Origin of the sequence: Streptomyces sp. RGM 3693, assembly GCF_050471125.1 — a bacterium.
Lineage (GTDB): Bacteria > Actinomycetota > Actinomycetes > Streptomycetales > Streptomycetaceae > Streptomyces.
In genome coordinates this window covers 1,233,059-1,253,729 of the sequence record NZ_JBMPPQ010000003.1, presented here as the reverse complement: position 1 = coordinate 1,253,729, position 20,671 = coordinate 1,233,059, and the positions used below count along the sequence as shown (strand labels likewise).

Sequence of the window (20,671 nt, the reverse complement as noted above, 5' to 3'; positions counted from 1 at the left end):
AGCAGGGTAGGGAAAGCCGGATCGCCTCCGGGGCGATCCGGCGTCCACCTCGCGACGGGGGGGAGCCGGCCCACAACGATCAAGAACTCTCAATTGTCAGTCCTCCCAGATAGGTTGGCGGATATGACGGCAGTGGCGCAGACGGCGGGGGGTTCCAGGCATGCCCGGTACACCTTCCGTGTGCGCGTGTCGTCCGGTGCGCGGTCTGCACTGGAAGCCGAGTGGGCACGGTGCAGGTGGGTGTGGAATGAATGCGTGGCCAAATCCAAAGCCGTCCACCTGCACAACAAGGACAACCCCGAGGACAAGCGCACGTGCGGGCCGGTCCAGCTTGCGAAGATGCTGACCGAGGCACGGAGACGAGGACGGAGCAGCTTCCCGCGACCGGGGCCGTGATCGGGATCGACTGGGGTGTGAAGGAGACCGCGACCACCACGTCCGATGCCCACGACCTTGCCCACGCCCAGCATGGCAAGACAGCGGCGCAGAAGCTTGCCCGCTACCAGCGGATGATGGCCCGCAGGAAGCCGAAGAAGGGGCAGGCCGCCTCGAACGGCTACCGGGAAGCGAAGCGGCAGGCCGCGCAGGTTCACAAGAAGGTGGCCCGGCAGCGTCAGGACACCGGCCGCAAGTGGGCCAAGCGCGTTGTCCGCGACCATGACCAGCTCGCGGTGGAGGACTTCAAGCCGAAGTTCCTTGCGAAGTCGACCATGGCCCGCAAGGCGGCCGACGCCGCGATCGGCGCGACGAAGCGGGCCTTGGTCGAGATGGCCCGCAAGCACGGGCGCATCGTGCACCTGGTCCACCCCGCGCACACCACGATGGACTGTGCGCAGTGCGGAGCGAGAACCAAGCACGCACTCCCCCTCTCAGAAAGGACGTATGCCTGCACCGCGTGCGGAGCTGTATCCCCCAGGGACAAGAACTCCGCTCGCGTGATGCTGGTCCGGGCTGGTCTTCAACCCGGCTGGTGCTGATCGTGTAACACCTGCGCGCCCGCCGGGCCGCAGGCAACGTGAGCTAGGAATCCCCCTCCTTCGGGAGCGGGAGGAGTCAAACGCATCGAAGAGGTAGCCGAGGCCACCGATGAGGAAGATCCTGCGCACACCGGGGCGGGGACCCGGGGACACCGGGGTGGGGGCCCGGCGGGCGTGCGAAGGCCCGGCGGGCGCGCGGGGGGCTCAGCGGGCGAACGGGTAGGAGAAGGCGACCTGGTCGGGGTCGTTGAGCGGGGTGCCGCGCCACAGCCAGTCGTAGGACAGGTCCGACTCCCCGTCGAAGCGGCGCAGCTGCGCGTCCCGGGCCCGCTGCTCCGGACCGTCGGGGAAGTGGTAGAAGGTCTTGTTCTGCAAGGACGCCTCCTGCACCATCCCGGCGTGCTTGGCGCGCCGGTCGACGTACCGGCGCAGCGCGTCCGGCACCCCCGGGACGGTGACCGCCCCCAATTCCTCCGCCAGCACCGCGGCGTCCTCCATCGCCTGCGAGGCCCCCTGCGCCTGGTAGGGGAGCATGGCGTGGCAGGCGTCGCCGAGCAGCGCCACGTGCCCGTCCGTCCAGACCGGATCCCGCCGCCGGTGGTACAGCGCGAAGCAACTGACGTTCTCCTTGGCCTTGGAGAGCATCGCGGGTACCCGGTCGTCCCAGTCGGGGAAGGCGTCGACCAGGTCCTGCGGGGAGGCGGCCACCGCCCACTTCTCGGCGACCTCGTCGGTGCACGGCACGCAGGCCACCACGTTCAGGTACTCGCCACCGCGGATCAGGTAGTGGACGAGGTGCCGCTCCGGCCCGTACCAGATGGTGCTCTGGAAGCGGTCCACCAGCCAGCGGGTGGCCGGGTCGGCGGCGATCAGTTCGCCCGGGATCAGCGCCCGGTAGGCCATCTCGCCGGAGAACAGCAGGGTGTCGGGCGCGCCCATCAGCTCCCGCACCCGCGAGCGGACGCCGTCGGCCCCGATCAGCACGTCGCCGGCGAACCGCCGCCCGTCGTCGGTTCTCACCACCGGCCGCTCGGGCCGGGTGCGGTCCAGTTCGACGACCCGACTCGCGGTGTGGATCGCCACCACCGGGCCGGGACCGGCCGGATCGAGACACGCGTCCATGATCACCCGGTGCAGATCGGCCCGGTGGTAGTGCCAGTACGGGGCGTTGAACCGGTCCTTGCAGGACTGGCCGAGCGGGGTGAGCGCCACCACGCTGCCGTCCTGCCAACGGCGCCGCACCTGGTCGAGCGGTTCGGTGTGGATGGCTTCGAGCTGCCGGCGCAGGCCCAGCCCGAGCAGGATCCGGCTGGCGTTGGGCGCGGTCTGGATGCCGGCGCCGACCTCGCCGAGCTGCGGTGCCTGTTCCAGGACGGTGACCCGCAGACCGCGCTGGCGCAGGGCCAGCGCCGCGGTCAGGCCGCCGAGGCCGCCGCCGGCGATGGTGACTTCGTAGGACTGGCTGGGCGTCACTCTTCCTCCAGGACGTTCCTCGCGCACACGACGGGACGGCGGACGCGGCGGCCGGTCAGCCGCCGGCGGCCCGGACGTCGTCGGCCAGCCGGCCGTCGACCACCACCTCCGTCCCGTCGACCGCCACCGAGCAGCCGCGCATCGCGATGTCGAGGTGCGCGTACGACTCGCGCCCCAGCACCGGGTGCGGGCCCGTCGACCACAGGAAGTTGCCGGCGAACGCCCGGGCGTCCATGCCCATCAGCTGGTCCTTGCCGTACATCGCGGTGGCGAACCAGTCGGCGGTCCGCATCAGCCCCCAGCCCATGTGCGACAGGCTGCGCGCCCAGGTGTCCCCGGAGTCCTCGAAGAACGTGCCGAGCAGGTCGGCCTCGGCGCCGCCGCTGACCTTCTCGATGTGCCCGCCGGCGATCTGGAGCGTCACCGGCTCGCGGACGTACTCCTTGAACGGCAGCAGGATGTCGCCCGGCGCCAGCACGATCTGCCCGTCGGAGAGCTCCGGCCAGCACAGCACCATGGTGCTCGGCCAGTGGTCCCAGCGGCCCGGATCGTCGGCGAAGCCGCACTGGAACTCCGGCTTGGATCCGCTGAGTTGGACCGTCAGATCGGTGCCGGCGGTGGACCGCACCCGCATCTCCGACGACCGCTTGAGCAGTTCGACACCGCGCAGCACCTCGGCCTTGTCCTGCTCCTTGGGGAGGTTGCGGATCAGCACCTCGGGCGCGTCGCAGACGAAGAGGATCCGGGTGCCGGTCCGCAGGATCTCCTGCTGGACCGGGGCGTGGATGAAGCCCTCGCGGGTCAGGTCGACCACCAGGTCCGCGGACTTGAGCAGGTCCTGGGCGGTGGTGTCGTTGAGGACCGAGGTCAGGCCGGGGCCGGCGCCGGTGTGCGTACTGGGCATCGGCGCGGGGGTGCCGCCGGGTACGGTCGCCGCGATGACGTGCGCACCGCACGCCTTCGCCGCGCCGAACGCGGCCGCGACGTAGTCACCGCGGCTGTCCGGCTCGGCCAGCACCACGACGTGTTCGTCGCTGCGCAGTTTGGACAGCCGCAGCTGCCGGGTGAAGGCGTCGAGGAGATCGACGGACGAGAGGTCGAACACGAGGACCCTCCAGAAAACGAGTTCGGGGGCTGGGTGGTCGTTGACGCGTGCGGGAACCGGTCGGGGGAGAGGCGCCTCCTCGCGTCCGGTGGCGTGCTGCCGGCCCGTCGCCAGGGCCTGCGGACATGCTCTGATCTGCGGTGATGCGATGGTGCTCGGCATCCCGGCAGAGATAATCCGAACACGTACTATCTCGGCTTGGCAAGGGGTGCGCGCCGAGTTCGCCCACCCGGATCCTGATCGACCGTCAGGATCACCGCCCCCCGCCTTCGGCCCGCACCCGCGCACGCGAAGCGGGGCGCGGCCCCGGCCGCGCCCCGTCAACTACCCCTGGATCCCTACGGTCGGGGCCCGATCACCTGCCCGGACGCGTCCCGCACCGTGATGGCCATCGCCGGACACACCTCGGCCGCGTCCAGCGCCCGCTCGTCCTCCGCGATCTCCTCCTGCGCCGCCCGGGCGTGCGGGCCGTCCAGGACGAAGAGGTCCGGCGCGATCGCCGGGCAGGAGCCCGAGGCGATGCACAGCCCCGGATCGATCTCCACCTTCCACGCCACCGCGGTCACCACCCCACCGGCAGGACCCGAGGGCCGCGTACCAGCATCTGGGTCTTCCACTCCACGTCGCCGGCCACATGCAGCCCGGGGAACCGGGCGATCAGGGCCGAGATCGCCTCCTGGAGCTCCAGCCGGGCCAGTGGCGCACCCAGGCAGTGGTGGACGCCGTGCCCGAAGCCGAGGTGCTGGATGCCGGTCCGCCGGACGTCCAGCTTCCCCGGCCCGTCGAACCGCAGCGCATCGCGGTTGGCCGCGCCCATCGCGACCAGTACGGGCTCGCCGGCCCGCACCAGCGTGCCCCCGACATGGATGTCTTCGGTGGCGTATCGCGGCTGGCCCGCACCGCTCCCCAGGGGGACGAAGCGCAGTAATTCCTCCACGGCGCCCCCGATCAGCTCGGGCTGCTCCCGCAGGGCGGCCAGCTGGTCGGGGTGGTCGAGCAGGGCCAGTACGAAGTTGGGGATCTGGGTGGCGGTGGTCTCGTGCCCGGCGACCAGGATCCCCACGCACAGGTCGACCAGTTCGAGCTCCGAGAGTCGGTCGTTCACATCGCGGGCGTCGATCAGCGCGGTCATCAGGTCGTCCTGCGGATCCTGCCGGTGCTGATCGATCAACTTGCCCATGTAGGCGCGGAGTTCCTCGCGATTGGTGTCGAACTCCTCGGCGGTCAGGGAACTCGTCGACAGGGCGGCGTCGCTCCAGGCCCGGAACTGCGGCCGGTCCTCGGTCGGCACCCCGAGCAGCCGGCAGATGACCGCCACCGGGATGGGCAGGGCGTACCGGTCAACGAGGTCCGCCGGCGGCCCGGCCGCCTCCAACTCGTCGAGCAGCTCCCGGGTCAGCTCCCTGACCTGCGGCCGGAGCTTCTCTACCTGACGGACCGTGAATGCCTTGGCCACCAGGGTGCGCAACCGGGTGTGGTCCGGCGGATCCATGCTCAGGATGCCGCTGTTGCGGCTCCCCTCGGACTGTCGGGGCTCGTCGTGCCGGGCGCCCTCGGCCCGGCTGAACCGCTGGTCGCCGAGGACGAACCGGGCCTCCGCGTACCGCGTGACGAGCCAGGCCGGCTCGCCGTACGCCAGCTGGACCTTGAGCAGACCGTGGCGGTTGCGCACCCGTTCGTACTCCGCCGAAAGATCAAGGCTCTCAGCGATGTTGAAGGGGTAGGAGAGGGGTGCTGTGTCGGCTGTGGTCACGGTGACCTCCCTTGTGTAAGCACCTGCTTACATAACCGTAGGACGCGCGCTCGAGGCGGTCAACGATGTATTGCGGCCGTCGTCGTGACCGGCCGCGGCGGCGCACGACGACTATCGGACGGACCGACGGAAAAGGAGTGGCGATGGCGGAGGCAATGGGGCGCGCAGTGGGGGAGACCTCGCGGAGCGGCACCACCGGCGAACACCGCCGGGACGCACAGGGCACCCGGCGGCTGCTGCTCGACGCAGCCTCGGAACTCTTCGCCGAACGCGGCTACGAGCGCGCGACGGTACGCGACATCGCGGCTCGGGCCGGTGTCAACCAGGCCCTGCTGTTCCGCTACTTCGGCTCGAAGAAGGCCCTGTTCGGGGAGGTGATGGCGCGCGGCGGCCACGAGCAACTGCGCACCACCCCCGCGGAGCGGCTGTTCGAGGTCGCCCTGCGCGGCATGCTCGCCGAGGGCCGCGGCCCCGGCGCCGACCGGTCGCTGGAGGTCTGCCTCCGCTCCATCGGCGGCAGCGACGAAATCGCCGAGGCGCTACGGGGACTTGGCGACGAGTACGCCGAGGTGCTGGCCACCCTCTCCCGGGCCGACGACGGTGCGCTGCGCGGCGATCTGGCGCTGTCCTGGCTGCTGGGGATTGGCTTGATGCGGGTGGTGGTCGGCAAGGAGCCGTTGGTCAGCGCCGATCCGGACACCGTCTGTCAACTGGTGGGGGAGGCCCTGGGCACCTTGCTGGAGAGCCTGCCGAAGACGGAGTGACGCCGTCCGGGCCGGCGCGGTGCGGTCCGGACCGTGCTGCGTTCCGGTGACCCTCCGGCGGGTCGCCGCACGGGGCCGGATGGCCGACTTATTGTCGCGCTTGCAGGAGAATGTTCCTTTTCTGCCCAGCTGAGTAAAGGTGGAACAATGCTTCGTTCGATTCCCCGCGGGCTCGCGGTGGCCGGCCTCGCCGCGGCCGCCCTGGTGGTCCCCACGGCGGGCGCCGCGATCGCGGCCCCCGGCAACGCCCCGGCCGCGCTGTGCTCCGGACACAGCCAGTGCCACCACAAGGGTCGCCACGCCCACGGTGGCAGCCACGGGGGCCGACAGGTCCACCGCGTCACTCACGAGGGCCGGCACGGGCACGGCCGCTACGACGACGACTACGGGCGCGGCAGCGACAACCGCCGCTACGACGACGATGACTCCGGCCGGGGCGACGAGGGGTACGGCCGCCGCGACGACGACGACCGTCGCAAGGACGACGACCGTCGCAAGGACGACTCGCGCGGTGGCAACGAGGAGGAGCGCCGTGCCGACGGCCTGGGCCGGACCGGCCTGCTCGGCCTCGACTTCCTCGGCATCCTCTAGGCGCTCCGTAGCGTCGCCACCTCGGTGGGCCCGGGTCCGGTACCCGGGCCCACCGGCATGCGGGCCGACGCCCCGGGGCCTTACGGGTGGGCCATCGGTCTCAACCCGCCGTGCACCGGCGCCAGTTCCGTCGCGTACGGAGCGGCCGGAGCCGGAATCGTCCGGCGCGCCGGCAGCACGTCAGGGGCCCGGTGCGGCCGCAGTGCGGTGAGCGCGAGTTCGGTCTCCTCCATCAGTGCGCGGTAGGACACCAGCCGCTGCCACTCCGGATCGGCGACCCCGGGCACCGTCGCGGCCCGTTCCGTCCAGATCTTCACCAGCCCCGCGTACACGGGCGTCTGTCGGATGACTTCGGCGTTGATCCGCGGCGGCGCGGGGACGGCCTCCGCGCCGGGGCGGGCGGGCTGGTCCACCGGCGGGCGGGGGACGAAAGCGGTCCGGCCATGGCCGGCAACGGTGACGGATGACGGAGCACTCATGGCCGTAGAAACGATGCGTCTTGTCGATCGGTCACTGCGCACGCCCCCGGTCGGCCCCTCGCGGTCCCTCTCATAACATCCCAAAGTACTGCGCACGATGCAGGGAATATCACCTCTTACAGTGATCTCTCGTTGAGAACCGGACCAACACCGGCCAAAAACCGTTGTCGCTGACATGGAACCGAGGGAGTTGTGGGAGCGCCACGCGGTACTCGCACAGGCGTTTTGCATCAGCGATGACGAGGTCCGCCGGACGCAAGGACTCCTCGACGAGGCCGAGGCCCGCCGCTCGCGGACCCTGGCCGCCTTCGCGGTGACTGTGGGCAGCGACGAAGTGGTCGCCGATCTGCTCGGCCTCGACGCCCGCGAGGTGCGCCTGGCCCGCCGTACCGTCGGCAAGGACGACGCCCGGGCGGTGGCCAAGAGCCTGCTCGACGAGTCGGCCCGGGAGCGCCGCGCCGCGCGCCGGCCCGACGCACCGCAGAAGCCGGAGAAGCCCGCATCGGCCCGCCCCACCCCGCCGGCCGTCGCTGCCGCGGCAGCCGCCGCGGCCGCGGCCGCGATCGGCAACGGTTGGCCCCGGGCCACCACCGCGGGCAGCGCGACCTCCGTTCCGGCCGCCCCGGCCGCCCCGCCCGACACCGTCCCCCGTGTTCCACCCCGCCCGGCTCCGCCCGCCCCCACCCCCACCCCTGCGCCCGCGCCCGCGCCCGTCACCGAGCCGGCCTGGTCACCAGCGCTGGACGCGGTCCTGGTGCACAGTCACCACAGCGGCGCCGACCTCAGCGCACTCGCCGCCGAACTGGGCCTGGACGTGACGATCCTGGCCGCCCGCGCGCACCAACTCGCCGTCGAGTCCCACACCGCCCGGCCCCCCGCCCCGGACCGGATCGGCCGCCACCGCCGGATGAACGACGTCCAACCCGCGCCCCCCTCGGACACCGGCCACCTCTCCCGCACCGAGGCGCCACCACCCCCGCCCCCGTACGAGCCGCACACCTCCTGGGGGGCACCCGGCCACCCCACCCCCTGGACGGCGGCCCAGGACCCCTACGCCTCCTGGGCGCCACAGGAGACCCACAACCCCTGGGCGTCCCCACCACCACCGGTGGCCCAGGCGCCTGCCTGGGACCCCAGTGCCGTCACCGTCGCCCAGCACGACTGGGACGGCATCCTCAGCCAGTGGGAGGCCGCCACGTCGCCGTACACCAGCCCCGGCTACCAATCCCCCTGACCTCCGGGGCCCGCACCGCCGCGCACGAACGCCCGTTCCCGTCCCCGCGCGGCCATCGCCTAAAGTGGTGCGCGAGCCGTGACTGGCGCTTGGGTGGGGTACCACCGGGGAGCGGCTCGACCTGTTTGGTCAATGCCGTGCGCCTGGGCGATCCCGTACGACGTACGACGCTCAGGAGGCGCCATGTCACAGACCACGTCCCCCACCGCCCGCCTGATGGACGGCAGCGCGCTCGCCCGCCACATGGTCCAAGAGGCCGCCGAACGCGCCGCGGCGCTCACCGCGCGCACCGGACAGGCCCCCTGCCTGGCCACCGTCCTCGTGGGCGAGGACCCCGCCTCGGTGACCTACGTCCGGATGAAGCGCAACCGCTGCGCCAAGGCCGGCATCCAGTCGCGGCACCTCGCGCTCCCGGCCAACACCACCACCGCACAACTCGTCGACACGATCGGTGAGCTGTCGGCCGACCCGGGTGTGCACGGCATCCTGCTCCAGCACCCGGTCGGCCCGCACATCGACGAGCGGGCCGCCTTCGAGGCCATCGCGCCCGAGAAGGACGTCGACGGGGTCACCGCGCACTCCTTCGCCGCGATGAGCCTGGGCATGACGGGCTTCGCCTCCTGCACCCCCGGCGGCATCATGAGCCTCCTGGACCACTACGACGTCGACCTGGCCGGAAAGCATGCCGTGGTCGTCGGGCGCAGTGCGATCCTCGGCAAGCCCGTGGGAATGCTGCTGCTGGGCCGCAACGCCACGGTCACCTACTGCCACTCCCGCACCGCCGACCTCACTGCCCACACCCGGGAGGCGGATGTGCTGATCGCCGCGGTGGGCCGTGCCCGGTTCCTGCACGGCGACCGGCTCAAGCCCGGCGCCGTCGTCATCGACGCCGGCTACAACCCCGGCAACGTCGGTGACGTGGACTTCGCGTCGGCGGCCGCGGTCGCGAGCCTGATCACCCCCGTGCCCGGCGGGGTCGGCCCGATGACCATCGCCACCCTCCTCACCCAGACCGTCGAGGCGGCGACCCGGCAGCTGGGGGCGGCGGGCTGACGCCTGGTCACGCCACCGTGACCGTGACCTTCCAGACCACGACCACGTGCGGGCAGAGTGAGCCGGGCGCGGCGTGACAGGTCCGCCGCGCGGTGAGCGCGGCGGTGCCCCGCCCGGCCGCGGTGAAGCGCCCCGTGGCGCTCCCGGTCGGCGTCGTACCGGCGGCCGACCGGCTGAGCACCGCGGGGTCGCCGGAGGCCGGAACGCTCCAGGCGAAGGCGGTACCGCGGTCGCGCGTACCGGTGAGCCGGACCTCGACCACGTCCCCGCGGTGCACGGTGAGCGCCCGGCCGTCGTCCCGGTTGGTGAGCGCGACGCGGTGGGCCGTCGGGGCCGGGTGCTCCTCGTGGGCGGCCGGCGCCGCGGCGCAGACCGTTCCCGCGCCCAGTACCGCACCGGCGACACACACCGCGGCCAGATACCTCATCGCCTTCATGACTCTCCAAAATCCAGGAAAAGACTGCGGGTTGGGTGCCGGTCCCCCTCGCGGCCCGGTCGACCGCGGCGCGGCGCGGTCATGCTCTCAGCCGGGGCGAGGCCGCGGTATCAGCAGAAAGGGTGAAGAGGGCGGGGCGGCGGGTGGTTCCGTCCCGGCCGTTGGCCAACCGGCGCCCAGGCCCGCGGACTTGAAGGGGCGGGTGACTTGGGTCGGGGCGGTGCCCCGGGTCGGTACGGATGGTGTGGGCCGGGCGACGGGGCGGGTGGTGGCGTCGGCCCTGGTCGGGGCGTCGCGAAGCGCTGGGTGACGTTTGGCCAGAGGGGTGTGTGCGCAGGTCACGGGGCCGATGGGTAGCATTCCCTGCCGCCGCTGCCGTCGGCTCATGTTCATGTCACACGGGGGTTTGCTCTTACATGTTCGGAATCGTCAGGCCCTGTTCCCATCGCCTGTCCCAAGGGCTCAAGACGGAGTGGATGGCCCACTTGTGCGGCCTCTGCCTCGCGTTGCGCGCCGACCACGGGCAGTTCGCCCGCATCGTCACCAACTACGACGGACTGATCGTTTCCGTGCTGACGGACGCCCAGTCCGGCCGGGCCGAGCTCCGGCGCCGCACCGCCGGCCCCTGCCCGCTGCGCGGGATGCGGACCGCCTCGGTCGCCCGGGGCGAGGGGGCACGACTGGCCGCTTCGGTCTCCCTGGTCCTCGCCTCGGCGAAGATCCGCGACCACGTCGCCGACGGGAACGGGATGCTGCGCCGCCGCCCGATGGCCGTCGCGGCACGCCGGGTCGCCGCGGGCTGGGACCGAGCCGGTGCGCGTACCGGCGCCAGGCTCGGCTTCGACACCGCCGTCCTCGTCGATGCGGTCGACCGGCAGGTCGGCATCGAGCAACTGGCCGGTCCCGGTACGCCGTTGACGGTGATCACCGAACCGACCGAGACGGCGACCGCCGCCGCCTTCGCGCACACCGCGGTACTGGCCGGCCGGCCCGGCAACGCCGCGCCGCTGGCCGAGGCCGGCCGGCTCTTCGGCCGGCTCGCCCACCTCCTCGACGCCGTGGAGGACCGGACGGCGGACGCCGCCGAGGGCGCCTGGAACCCGATCACCGCCACCGGCGCCGGCCTGGCCGAGGCCCGCCGGCTGTGTGACGACGCACTGCACGGCATCCGGCTCGCGCTGCGCGACGTGGAGTTCACCGACTCCGCCCTGGTCCACGTGCTGCTGGTGCACGAGTTGCGGCGCTCGGTGGACCGCGCGTTCGGGACGTCCTCCTGCTCCCACCAGGGCCCCGGGGCGGCACCCGGTCCCTACGACCCCCAGGGCGGGAACCCCTACGGGAACCCGTACGGGGGCGGGCCCAACGGGGCGCCCCCGTACGGCCAGCCGCCGGCCGGTGGCCCGTACGCCGGCGGCCAGCAGTACCTGAACGCCCCGCAGGCCCCGTTCGGCGGCGGACCGGTCCCGCCCGGTGGATCCGGCGGCGGTGGTTACGGTGGCGGATCGGGCGGTGGCGACGGTCAGCCGCCGCACTTCTCGCAGGAGCCGAGGAAGCCGCGCGGTTTCTGGGCGGGCTGCGCGCTCGCCATCGGGCTGTGCTGCACCTGCAAGGTCTGCTGCGCATCGGAGTTCGAGGGGCCGTGGTCGGGCAAGAAGCGGGAGGGGTGCTGCCACAGCTGCGATTGCTGTGACTGCTGCGACGTGGGCAACAGTTGCGGCAGTTGCTGTGACGGCTGCGATTGTTGTGATGGCTGCTGCTGCGACTGCTGAGGGGTGTCCCGGACGGAAAAACGGTGGTGGGGCCCGCGGCGCGCGTGTTAGCTTCGGCCCGCCATGCCGCCCCAGGGGCGTACGCCGAGGACCGAAGGGGAGATGAGTTGATGACTGTCACGGAGACCACCGCCACGAGCGGTGCCCGGACCATCCTCGTCCCCGGCCCCCGGGTCTGACCTGAGCGTTCCGCCAGCCGGCGGCCGCCCGACCGCGTTCGCGTCGGGCGGCCCTGCTCAGGCGTACATCGAGGCCCACTGGCCGCTCCTCGATCGTGACGGGTGGGGCGAGCACGACACCCCGCTCGCCGAGCGGCCGGCCACCGCCGACCGGACGCAGCCAGGCATGGACCGGGCCCTCGCCGCACTCGACGAAGCGCCGACCCTCCGCCGCGAACACGGTACGGAAGACTTCTGCGCCGGCTACGTGCTGCGCCCGTACCCGACGCGACGCCCACCCACGGAGCTGCACCCCGCTCCGCACCCGAGAACGGAACCACCATGACCACCATCTGGAGCACCCGCTCCGAGACGTCCGACGACACCGCCGCGATCCGCGCGATCAACCTCGCCGCGTTCCCTACTGCCGACGAGGCCGACCTGGTCGACGCCCTGCGCGCGGACCCCGATGCCTGGATCGACGGCCTCTCCCTGGTCTCCCAGGCACCGGACGGCACCCTCGCCGGGCACGCCCTGCTCACCCGCTGCCACCTCGACGGTCGGCCCGCACTGGCCCTGGCCCCCTGTGCGGTGATGCCGGCGTACCAGCGCCAGGGCGCCGGGACGGCCGCCGTCCGGGCCGCGCTCGACGCCGCCCGGGCGCACGGGGAAAGCCTGGTGGTGGTCCTCGGCCACCCCGACTACTACCCGCGGTTCGGCTTCGTCCCGGCTTCCCGCTTCGGTATCCGGGCTCCGTTCGACGTCCCCGACGAGGCACTGATGGCCCTCACCCTGGACGCGTCCCGACCCGTGCCGAGCGGAGTGATCCGGTACGCGGCGGCGTTCGGCGTCTGACGAGCGTCCGGCGGGGCTACGGGGGGACGGGCCCGCGGGCTTCCGCGCGCTTTCCGCCGGGATTCCGGACGGCGTCGCCCGGCTTCCGGTCGGTCCCGGCTGAGGACCAATGTGCCCGCCCGCTGGCTGCGGGCGGGCGGGCACATCCGGAGACCGGGCGGGGCCGGAGCCCCGCTACGCGTCCCAGGTGACGGGGAGCCGCTGCACCCCGTGCATGGTCAGATCGGTGCGCAGCGGCACCTCCTCCGGAGGTACGGCCAGGCGCAGCGTCGGGAAGCGGGTCAGGAGCGCTGGGAAGGCCACCTGCATTTCGATGCGGGCCAGTTGCTGGCCCAGGCACTGGTGGATGCCGTGGCCGAAGGCCAGATGACCGGTGGCCTTGCGCTGAAGGTCCAGGCTGTCGGGGTCCGGGAAGCGCTCCGGGTCGCGGTTGGCGGCCTGGAGCGAGACGGTGACCGACTCGCCGGCCTTGATCAACTGTCCGTCCAGCTCCACGTCCTCCAGTGCCGTCCGTACCCCTGTGTGGGCGATGGTGAGGTAGCGCATCAGCTCCTCCACCGCCTGGGCGGCGAGGCCCTGATCCGCGCGCAGGGCGTCGGCCTGCCGCGGGTTGGTCAGCAGGGCGAAGGTGCCGAGCCCGAGCATGTTCGAGGTGGTGTCCAGCCCCGCGCTCAGGAGGAAGCTGCCGATGCCCGCCAGTTCCTCATCGGTGAGATCGGTGCTGGTCAGGTCGCTGAGCAGATCGTCGGTGGGGCGGGTGCGCTTGGCGAGCACCAGTTCCCCGACGAACTCCTGGAGCGCGGTCATGGCGGCGTACTGGTCCTCCACCGTCCCGTCCGTGCTGGCCATCGTCGCGACGTGGTGCTGGAAGCGCTCGCGATCGGCGTAGGGCACCCCGAGCAGTTCGCAGATCATCAGCGCGGGGATGGGGTGTGCGTACGCCGTGACCAGGTCTACCGGCGGGCCCTGGCGCTCCATGGCGTCCAGGTGCTCGGCGGTGATCTGCTCGACGCGCGAGGTCAGCTCGCGCATCCGGCGGACCGTGAACTTCCCCATGAGCAGCCGGCGGTAGCGGGTGTGGTGGGGCGGGTCGATGCCGGTGAGGTCGCCGACCGGCGCCGGCGGGATCGTCACGTCCGCCATGCCCGGGAACGGTATGTGCATCAGCTCGTAGCGCGAACTGAAGCGGGGGTCGGCGGCCACCGCGCGGACTACGGCGTGCCCGGTGGCCAGCCAGCCGAGGTGGCCGTCGGGGTACCGCATCCGGCGCAGTGGCTGCTCCGCCCGGAGTCCGGCCAGTTCGGCGGGCGGACTGAAGGGGCATCCCTCGGGGCGGGTGACCGGCAGTCCGGTGAGCGGCTCCGGCTGCTGCCGTCCGGTCGCCGCGGCCGAGGGGGTCGAGGGGGCTGAGGGCTGCGGAGCCGAGGGCTGGGCAGGGGGCGTGGGTGCCGAGGATTCGTGCGACATGGTGCAAGTCCTCCATCGAGTCGGGTAGTTGGGCGCTTGCGCAGAGTGGTCACGGTGTGGCGTGAGGGGCCGCGCGATTCCGGGGCGAAGGGCCGGGAGGCGGGGCGCTGACCTGTCGGCCGTGGCGTACCGGCTCGGGTGCCGGTCGGAAGTGGCGGTCGTGGGCTGCTGGTTGTGCGGTGGAGCGAGCGGGCGGAGCCGCCCGGGTCAGCGCTGGACGTTGCGGCGGAAGGCGGCGCGCGCCCACAGGTAGCCGGCCAGGGCGAGGCCGATGCACCAGGCGACGGCGATCATCGCGCTGTTGCCGATCGGTGTGCCCATCAGCAGGCCCCGCAGGGTCTCGTTGATCGGCGTGAAGGGCTGGTACTCGGCGAACCAGCGGATTCCGGCCGGCATGGACTCCGGCGGGACGAAGGCGCTGCCCAGGAAGGGCAGGAACGTCAGCGGCATCGGAGCGTTGCTCGCCGATTCGACGGTCTTGGCCACCAGGCCCATCGCGGCCGCCACCCAGGTGAGGCTGAAGGCGAGCAGGGCCAGCAGGCCGATCGCGGCGATCCAGTCGAGCGCAGTGGCGTGCGGCCGGAAGCCCACCGCCAGTGCGACCCCGATGACCAGGACGAGGCTGAGCATGGTCTGGATGACACTGCCGACCACGTGCCCCGTGAGCACCGAACCGCGGGAGATCGCCATGGTGCGGAAGCGGTTGATGATCCCTTCGGTCATATCGGTGCACACGGACACCGCGGTGGCGATCGCTCCCGATGTCGCCGCCATCAGGATGATTCCCGGTGCGACGTAATTGACGTACCCACCATGGACGTTGGCCGCGCCCGGGGAATTGATGCCGCTGCCGAGCGCGCCGCCGAAGACGTAGACGAACAGCAACAGCATCAGGATCGGCATGGCGACGACCGAGATCGTCATGGACGGATAGCGCTGTGCGTGCTTGAGGTTGCGCCGCAGCATCGTCATCGAGTCGCGCAGCGCGTACGAGGGGGTGCTCATCGGTCCTGCTCCGTCCGGGCGGTGGGCGAGTGGAGGGACTCCGGGGACCGCTGCCCTTGCTGCGGCCGGCCGGTGAGAGTGAGGAAGACGTCGTCGAGGTCGGGGGTGTGCACGGTGAGGGACTCGGCCTCGACCGACGCGGTGTCCAGGGTGTCGAGGACGGCGCGCACGGCGTGGATCCGGCCGTCGCCGGGGATCTGCAGGGTGAGCGCGTCACGGTCGGCGGTGGCGGCGCCGAAGAGGGCGGCCGCGGATTCCAGGCCGTGCGGGTCGGCGAACTGGAGGCGGATGTGGCCGCCGGGCATCCGACGCTTGAGTTGGTCCGCGGTGCCCTCGGCGACCAGCTTGCCGTGGTCCAGGAGGGCGATGCGGTCGGCGAGTTGGTCGGCCTCCTCCAGATACTGGGTGGTCAGGAAGATGGTGACGCCGTCGTCGACGACCAGGCTGCGGATGATCTCCTGCATCGTCCGCCGACTGCGCGGATCGAGTCCGGTGGTCGGCTCGTCGAGGAAGATGATGCGCGGATTGCCGACCAGGGTCATGGCGAGGTCGAGCTTGCGGCGCATACCGCCCGAGAAGGTGGCGACCGGCTTGCTCGCCGCGTCGGTGAGGTCGAAGCGGTGCAGCAGTTCGGTGATCCGCCGGCGGCCTTCGCGGCGGTCGAGATGGTACAGATCCGCCATCAGGAGGAGGTTCTCCCGGGCGTTGAGGAGGCTGTCCAGCGCCGCGAACTGGCCGGTCACGCCGATCGCGGTGCGTACCGCGTCGGGATCGCGGGAGACGTCGTGGCCGGCTACCCGCACCTGGCCGGCGGAGGCCGGGATGAGGGTGGAGAGGATCTGAACGGTGGTGGTCTTGCCGGCGCCGTTCGGCCCCAGCAGGGCGAAGATCGTGCCCTCGGGGATGGTCAGGTCGATCCCGTCGAGCACCACCTTGTCGCCGTAGGACTTGGTCAGCCCGACGGCCGAGATCGCCGCGGGGCGGGCGGGGGTGGGTGCGGTGGAGTTCGTGGCGGCTGGTGCCGCGGTCATACGTGCCATAACGGCAGGTCCGTTCTTCGGATGGGGATGCGGCTGCGGAGGGACGTGTTGCTGCGGGTGCGCATGCTTCTTCTGCGCCGGCTGACGGAATCGCCCGTTGGCTGTCCGTTGGCTGGCTGACTCGCTGGCTGGGGTGGTGTCACCGAGAACTCGGCGCGCGGGCTTCGTCGATGCCCGTGTCCGCGGCGGCCGCGAGGGCATGCCGGAGGCTGTCGACGTATGGCGTGAGGTCCATGACGCCATGATGGCACACATGTGGCGCCATGGCGAGCGAAGGTGCGCCATAAGTGTGCCGAAGTGGCGTCAATCGGCGCGTCATTCGGTGCGTCGAGCGGCGTGCCAGGTGCGCGTGGGGTGGCGTTCGGTGGGCGGCAGATGTGCTGCGGCGCCTGGGTTGTGTGCTGCAGGGATCTCGATGGCGCCGGTGGCGTCAGTGGTGGTGCCGCGTGGTGCCATGCGTGGGGCCCTGCTTAGCAGGGGGCACACGAACGCCGCCGCCCGAGCGATGGCTCGGACGGCGGCTTGGGTGATTTCCGGGAGGGCGGGTGCGGGGATGGGTGGCGGTGCGGACGGCGCTCGCGGAGTCCTGGGCGAGGCCGGAGGAGGGGCTCAGGACGCGAGCGCGTCCAGCGTGCGGTGCTGCCCGTGGGTGCCGGCCGGTGCCGGGGAGTCGTCGCCCAGTGCGGGGTAGTCGGTGTACCCGGTCTCCCCGCCCACGTACATCAGGTACCTGTCGCGCACCGGATTGAGGGGTGCGCCCAGGCGCAGTCGTTCGACCAGGTCGGGGTTGGCGAGGAAGGGGCGCCCGAGCGCCACCAGGTCGGCGCCCGCCGCCAGCAGTCGTTCGCCCTCGTGTCGGCCGCCGTCGGCGGGGATCTGGTCCCTCGGCAGGACCGGATTGGCGATCAGGGTGCCGGCCCAACTCCGCCGGATCCGCTGGAAGAGAGGCTGGTCCGGGTCGGCGAAGACGAGGTGCAGGTAGGCCAGGCCGGCCTCCGCCAGTGCGTCGAGCAGTGCCGGGTAGAGCTCCTCGGTGTCGCCCTCCTCGATGCCGTTCACGGTGAGTCCGGGCGAGATGCGCAGCCCGGTCCGCTCCGCGCCGACCGCCTCGACGACGGCCCGCACGACCTCGACCACGAAGCGGATGCGGCCGGCCACCGAGCCGCCGTAGGCGTCCGTACGGCGATTGGTGCCCCCCGCCAGGAACTGGTGGAGGAGGTAGCCGTTCGCCGCGTGCACCTCGACTCCGGCGAAGCCCGCGGCGAGGGCGTTGCGGGCGGCGTCGGCGAAGTCGGCGACCGTGGCGCGGATCTCATCGGTGTCAGATTCAAGTCCGGGCGCCAACTGCCGCGCCGCGGCCCCGGGCTGACGCAGTCCAGGGCGTGGACGGGGAGAGGCATGCGGATCGGTGAACTGGCGCGGCGTACCGGTGTGAGTGAGCGCTCGCTGCGCTACTACGAGAAGCAGGGGTTGCTGGCCGCGGAGCGTACCCCCGGCGGCCACCGGGACTACCCGGCGGCCGCGGTGGATCGGGTGATCCGCATTCAGGAGCTCTTCGCCGCCGGACTGTGCAGCGCCAAGATCGCACAACTGCTGCCCTGTATGCGGGACACGGACGGCGGCCCCTCCGAGATCGCCACCCCGTGGCTGGTCGCCGACCTCACCAAGGAGCGCGACCGCATCGACCGTCTGATCAAGGATCTGATGCGCTCCCGGGACGTCCTGGACGATGTGATCGACACCGCGGCGGGGCGGGCGGCGGCCGTCGGACAGTGACGGGCGCCGCCCGTCCCGCAGGGCGCCGCTCCGTAGACCGCTCCGGCTCTCGGGCGCCACTCCCGTCGCTCTCCCTCGGGTAGCTACCCCTCCGGATAGAACACGAACAGCGTGCACCCCGTCCTCGTCTGCGGGATGTGCCAGGACCCGGCGGGTGCGTGGATGAACGAGCCGGCCGGGTAGTCCCGTTCGCCGTCGTTGAAGACGCCCGAGACCACGAACACCTCCTCGGGGCCCGGCTCGTGCACGTCGATGCCGTCCCAGCAGGTGTCCGGGTCCAGCTCCACGACCTGGGCCGTGGCGCCGTTCTCCCCGCTCCACAGCGGACGCAGCCGGATCCCGGGAAACAGCTCGCGCACCGGTGCCTCCGCCACGGAGGCCCATACGTAGCCGGTCATTTCGTTGCCTGTGTTCTCTTTCGTTGCCATGGGGACAGCCTCGCGGAACGGCGCTGACCAGCCGAGTGTCAGAAAAGACATCCTGCGGTACTTTCCTGCCATGTCTGTCGTGCCTGTCGTCCATCGGGTGGTCGCACTCGTCCACCCGCCGCAATCGACCTTCGAACTCGGCTGTGCGGCCGAGGTGTTCGGCATCGAGCGGCGCGGGGTCCCGGTCCGGTACGCCTTCGGGGTGTGCACCGAACGGCCGGGTCCGGTGACCACCCTCGCGGGGTACGACATGCTCGTGCCGGACGGGCTGGCCGCGCTGGACCGCGCGGACACCATCGTCATCCCCGGATGGCTGCCTCCCGGGGAGCCGCCCGCACCCGCCGTCATCCGCGCCCTGCGCCGGGCGCACGACCGCGGAACGCGGCTGGTCAGCATCTGCTCCGGCGCCTTCACGCTGGCGCACGCCGGACTGTTGGACGGACGCCGGGCGACCACCCACTGGGCCGGCGCCGGCCAACTGGCCGAGCAGTTCCCCGCCGTCCAGGTGGACCCGGACGTGCTGTACGTGGACCACGGCGACGTCGCCACCAGCGCGGGCTCCGGGGCCGGTATCGACCTCTGCCTCCACCTGGTCCGCGCCGACCACGGGGCCGGCTACGCCGCCCAGGTCGCCCGGAGCATGGTCATGCCACCGCACCGGGAAGGCGGCCAGCTCCAGTACACAGCGCCACCGCACCCCGTCCAGATGGACGGTTCGTTGGCGCCCCTCCTGGAGTGGATGACCGCACGGCTCGACGAACCGCTCCCGATCGAGGAACTGGCCGCGCACGAGGGCGTATCGGCGCGTACGCTCGCCCGCCGGTTCGCCGACCAGCTCGGTGCGAGTCCCGGGCAGTGGTTGCTCGCCCAGCGCATCGCCGCGTCCCGGGAACTACTGGAGTCCACCGACCTCCCCTTGGATGCCGTCGCCCGCCGGGTCGGCCTCTCCTCCGCCACCAACCTGCGGAGACGCTTCCTGAGTGCACTGGGGACGACACCGGGGGCCTATCGCCGGGCGTTTCGCACCGGGGCGTGACGGCACTGACTGGCCGGCTCCCGGGAGGGGTCCGCCGGGGGACCAGCCCCGAACCCGCGCGGGGGGACCGTCGGAGGGCCGCCCCGGCAGCCAAGCGAGGCCCGTGCCCGAACGGCGGGGCCCGTCCGGCTACGGATCGGGTGCGGACACCCGGCGTCAGTGTGCGCGTCCGGCTTCCGTGTGGGTGAGCACCATCCGGAACCGGGCCGTCCCGGCGAGCATCTTCGCGTACGCCTCATTGGCGTCGTCCAGCGGCATCGTCTCGATCATCGGGCGGATCCCCTGGAGCACGCAGAACTCCATGGTGTCCTGGACGTCCTGCGCGGTGCCGGACGGGTGGCCGCGGACGACCCGGGCGCGCATCAGGAGCTGGGTCGGGTTGATCGCCAGCGGTTCGATGTCCGCGCCGATGACCACCAACTCGCCGCGGTGCGTCAGCCCGTCCACGGTCGCGGAGATGGCGGCGGAGTTGGCGGCGGTGGCCAGGACCACCCGGGCGCCGCCGAGGGACTGGAGCGCGTCCGCGACGGACGTTCCGGCGGTGCTGTCGATGTAGTGGTGCGCACCGAGCTGCTTGGCGAAGTCCGCCTTGTCGGCGCCGCGGGCGATCGCGACCGTCTCGAAACCCATCGCGGTGGCGAACCGCACGCCCAGGTGCCCCAGGCCGCCGAGGCCCAGTACGGCGACCAGATCGCCCGGCCGGGCCGAGCTGCGCCGCAGCCCGTTGTAGGTGGTGACCCCGGCGCAGGCCATCGGCCCCGCGTCGGCCGCAGCCAGGCCGTCGGGGATCCGCGCCAGCGCATCGGCCGGGGCGATCACCGCTTCGCCGAACCCGCCGTCGTACGCCCAGCCCGGCACCTTCAGCTGCTCGCAGACGATGAAGTCGCCCTGCCGGCAGGGGGTGCAGTGGTGGCAGCTGCCACCGAACCAGCCCACCGCGACCCGCTCGCCGACCTTCCAGCCGCTGTCCGTGTGCTCGCCGACCTCGGCGATGCGCCCGGCGACCTCATGGCCGGTGACCAGGGGGAACCGGACGCCGGGCAGCGCGCCGTTGACGAACATGGCGTCGCTGTGACAGATCCCGCAGGCGTCCACGGCGATCCGGACGTGCCCCGGGCCGGGCCGCGGCACCTCACGCTCGACGATCTCGAAGGGTGCGCCGACGGCGCCGACCTGCGCGACTCGGTAGCTGCTCATCTGGATCTCTCCCACCTGCGAGAGCCGGTGCGGCAGCGGTACGAGCCGGCTCCCGCACGCCCTGGACCTTGCCGC

Annotated in this window: 20 protein-coding genes, 2 pseudogenes and 1 riboswitch; of the genes and pseudogenes, 10 read left to right on the top strand and 12 right to left on the bottom strand. The window is 72.1% G+C overall.

The features are described 5' to 3' along the window. Positions 1-123 precede the first annotated feature (123 nt). Positions 124-1,074, top strand: a pseudogene (locus tag ACO0M4_RS33885) (RNA-guided endonuclease InsQ/TnpB family protein). Between the two features lie 107 nt (positions 1,075-1,181). Here the strand turns inward: ACO0M4_RS33885 and ACO0M4_RS33880 are convergent. From ACO0M4_RS33880 to ACO0M4_RS33865, 4 genes are all read right to left on the bottom strand, one after another. Beyond that, positions 1,182-2,450, bottom strand: a complete 1,269-nt coding sequence (locus tag ACO0M4_RS33880; RefSeq protein WP_430374900.1) for an FAD-dependent monooxygenase — start codon at positions 2,448-2,450, stop codon at positions 1,182-1,184. A gap of 55 nt (positions 2,451-2,505) precedes the next feature. Beyond that, positions 2,506-3,555 (bottom strand): hypothetical protein, encoded by a 1,050-nt coding sequence (locus ACO0M4_RS33875; RefSeq protein ID WP_430374899.1) that lies wholly within the window; start codon positions 3,553-3,555, stop codon positions 2,506-2,508. Positions 3,556-3,893: 338 nt separating this feature from the next. After that, positions 3,894-4,112, bottom strand: a complete 219-nt coding sequence (locus tag ACO0M4_RS33870; protein ID WP_390014167.1) for a ferredoxin — start codon at positions 4,110-4,112, stop codon at positions 3,894-3,896. 5 nt (positions 4,113-4,117) lie between these two features. After that, positions 4,118-5,308, bottom strand: coding sequence for a cytochrome P450 (locus tag ACO0M4_RS33865; protein WP_430374898.1), 1,191 nt, complete (start codon positions 5,306-5,308; stop codon positions 4,118-4,120). A 143-nt stretch (positions 5,309-5,451) separates the two neighbouring features. Here ACO0M4_RS33865 and ACO0M4_RS33860 point away from each other — a divergent pair, with 143 nt between their 5' ends. Further along, entirely contained in the window at positions 5,452-6,072 is a 621-nt protein-coding gene (locus ACO0M4_RS33860) for a TetR/AcrR family transcriptional regulator (protein ID WP_430374897.1), read from the top strand. Positions 6,073-6,219: 147 nt separating this feature from the next. After that, on the top strand, positions 6,220-6,663 hold the full coding sequence (locus ACO0M4_RS33855; protein WP_430374896.1) for a hypothetical protein: 444 nt from the start codon (positions 6,220-6,222) through the stop codon (positions 6,661-6,663). 80 nt (positions 6,664-6,743) lie between these two features. On the opposite strand, the gene ACO0M4_RS33850 is transcribed toward ACO0M4_RS33855, so the two are convergent. Beyond that, entirely contained in the window at positions 6,744-7,142 is a 399-nt protein-coding gene (locus tag ACO0M4_RS33850) for a hypothetical protein (RefSeq protein ID WP_430374895.1), read from the bottom strand. A 175-nt stretch (positions 7,143-7,317) separates the two neighbouring features. On the opposite strand from ACO0M4_RS33850, the gene ACO0M4_RS33845 reads away from it, so the two are divergent. Together ACO0M4_RS33845 and ACO0M4_RS33840 are read left to right on the top strand one after the other, a co-directional pair. Next, positions 7,318-8,376 (top strand): hypothetical protein, encoded by a 1,059-nt coding sequence (locus tag ACO0M4_RS33845; RefSeq protein ID WP_430374894.1) that lies wholly within the window; start codon positions 7,318-7,320, stop codon positions 8,374-8,376. Between the two features lie 68 nt (positions 8,377-8,444). Further along, a riboswitch (ZMP/ZTP riboswitch) is annotated at positions 8,445-8,532 on the top strand. 27 nt (positions 8,533-8,559) lie between these two features. Beyond that, positions 8,560-9,429, top strand: a complete 870-nt coding sequence (locus ACO0M4_RS33840; protein ID WP_430374893.1) for a bifunctional 5,10-methylenetetrahydrofolate dehydrogenase/5,10-methenyltetrahydrofolate cyclohydrolase — start codon at positions 8,560-8,562, stop codon at positions 9,427-9,429. A 7-nt stretch (positions 9,430-9,436) separates the two neighbouring features. On the opposite strand, the gene ACO0M4_RS33835 is transcribed toward ACO0M4_RS33840, so the two are convergent. After that, positions 9,437-9,865: a hypothetical protein gene (locus ACO0M4_RS33835; RefSeq protein WP_430374892.1), complete on the bottom strand. Its 429-nt coding sequence runs from the start codon at positions 9,863-9,865 to the stop codon at positions 9,437-9,439. 416 nt (positions 9,866-10,281) lie between these two features. On the opposite strand from ACO0M4_RS33835, the gene ACO0M4_RS33830 reads away from it, so the two are divergent. The 3 genes from ACO0M4_RS33830 (at position 10,282) to ACO0M4_RS33820 (ending at position 12,647) form a co-directional block, all read left to right on the top strand. Further along, a complete protein-coding gene (locus ACO0M4_RS33830) occupies positions 10,282-11,634 on the top strand; it encodes a DUF5685 family protein (protein WP_430374891.1) in 1,353 nt (450 codons plus the stop codon). A gap of 141 nt (positions 11,635-11,775) precedes the next feature. Further along, on the top strand, positions 11,776-12,138 hold the full coding sequence (locus tag ACO0M4_RS33825; RefSeq protein WP_430374890.1) for a hypothetical protein: 363 nt from the start codon (positions 11,776-11,778) through the stop codon (positions 12,136-12,138). After that, positions 12,135-12,647: a GNAT family N-acetyltransferase gene (locus ACO0M4_RS33820; protein WP_430374889.1), complete on the top strand. Its 513-nt coding sequence runs from the start codon at positions 12,135-12,137 to the stop codon at positions 12,645-12,647. Before ACO0M4_RS33825 ends, ACO0M4_RS33820 begins: the two co-directional genes overlap by 4 nt. Before the next feature lie 174 nt (positions 12,648-12,821). On the opposite strand, the gene ACO0M4_RS33815 is transcribed toward ACO0M4_RS33820, so the two are convergent. The 4 genes and pseudogenes from ACO0M4_RS33815 to ACO0M4_RS33800 all read right to left on the bottom strand — a co-directional run. Further along, positions 12,822-14,114: a cytochrome P450 gene (locus ACO0M4_RS33815; RefSeq protein WP_430374888.1), complete on the bottom strand. Its 1,293-nt coding sequence runs from the start codon at positions 14,112-14,114 to the stop codon at positions 12,822-12,824. Positions 14,115-14,321: 207 nt separating this feature from the next. Beyond that, positions 14,322-15,119, bottom strand: a complete 798-nt coding sequence (locus tag ACO0M4_RS33810) for an ABC transporter permease (protein WP_430374886.1) — start codon at positions 15,117-15,119, stop codon at positions 14,322-14,324. Then, positions 15,116-16,150 (bottom strand): ATP-binding cassette domain-containing protein, encoded by a 1,035-nt coding sequence (locus ACO0M4_RS33805; RefSeq protein ID WP_430374885.1) that lies wholly within the window; start codon positions 16,148-16,150, stop codon positions 15,116-15,118. Before ACO0M4_RS33805 ends, ACO0M4_RS33810 begins: the two co-directional genes overlap by 4 nt. A gap of 687 nt (positions 16,151-16,837) precedes the next feature. Then, positions 16,838-17,470 (bottom strand): annotated as a pseudogene (locus tag ACO0M4_RS33800) (alkene reductase); the annotation flags it as partial. 87 nt (positions 17,471-17,557) lie between these two features. Between ACO0M4_RS33800 and ACO0M4_RS33795 the strand changes: the two are divergent. After that, on the top strand, positions 17,558-17,935 hold the full coding sequence (locus ACO0M4_RS33795; RefSeq protein ID WP_430374884.1) for a MerR family transcriptional regulator: 378 nt from the start codon (positions 17,558-17,560) through the stop codon (positions 17,933-17,935). A gap of 83 nt (positions 17,936-18,018) precedes the next feature. Here the strand turns inward: ACO0M4_RS33795 and ACO0M4_RS33790 are convergent, their stop codons facing one another. Beyond that, positions 18,019-18,363, bottom strand: coding sequence for a cupin domain-containing protein (locus tag ACO0M4_RS33790; RefSeq protein WP_430374883.1), 345 nt, complete (start codon positions 18,361-18,363; stop codon positions 18,019-18,021). 70 nt (positions 18,364-18,433) lie between these two features. On the opposite strand from ACO0M4_RS33790, the gene ACO0M4_RS33785 reads away from it, so the two are divergent. Next, a complete protein-coding gene (locus tag ACO0M4_RS33785; protein WP_430374881.1) occupies positions 18,434-19,399 on the top strand; it encodes a helix-turn-helix domain-containing protein in 966 nt (321 codons plus the stop codon). 156 nt (positions 19,400-19,555) lie between these two features. Here the strand turns inward: ACO0M4_RS33785 and ACO0M4_RS33780 are convergent, their stop codons facing one another. Next, the gene (locus ACO0M4_RS33780) at positions 19,556-20,596 is read right to left on the bottom strand and encodes an alcohol dehydrogenase (RefSeq protein WP_430374880.1); all 1,041 of its coding nucleotides are present in this window, start codon (positions 20,594-20,596) and stop codon (positions 19,556-19,558) included. Between the last annotated feature and the right edge of the window lie 75 nt (positions 20,597-20,671).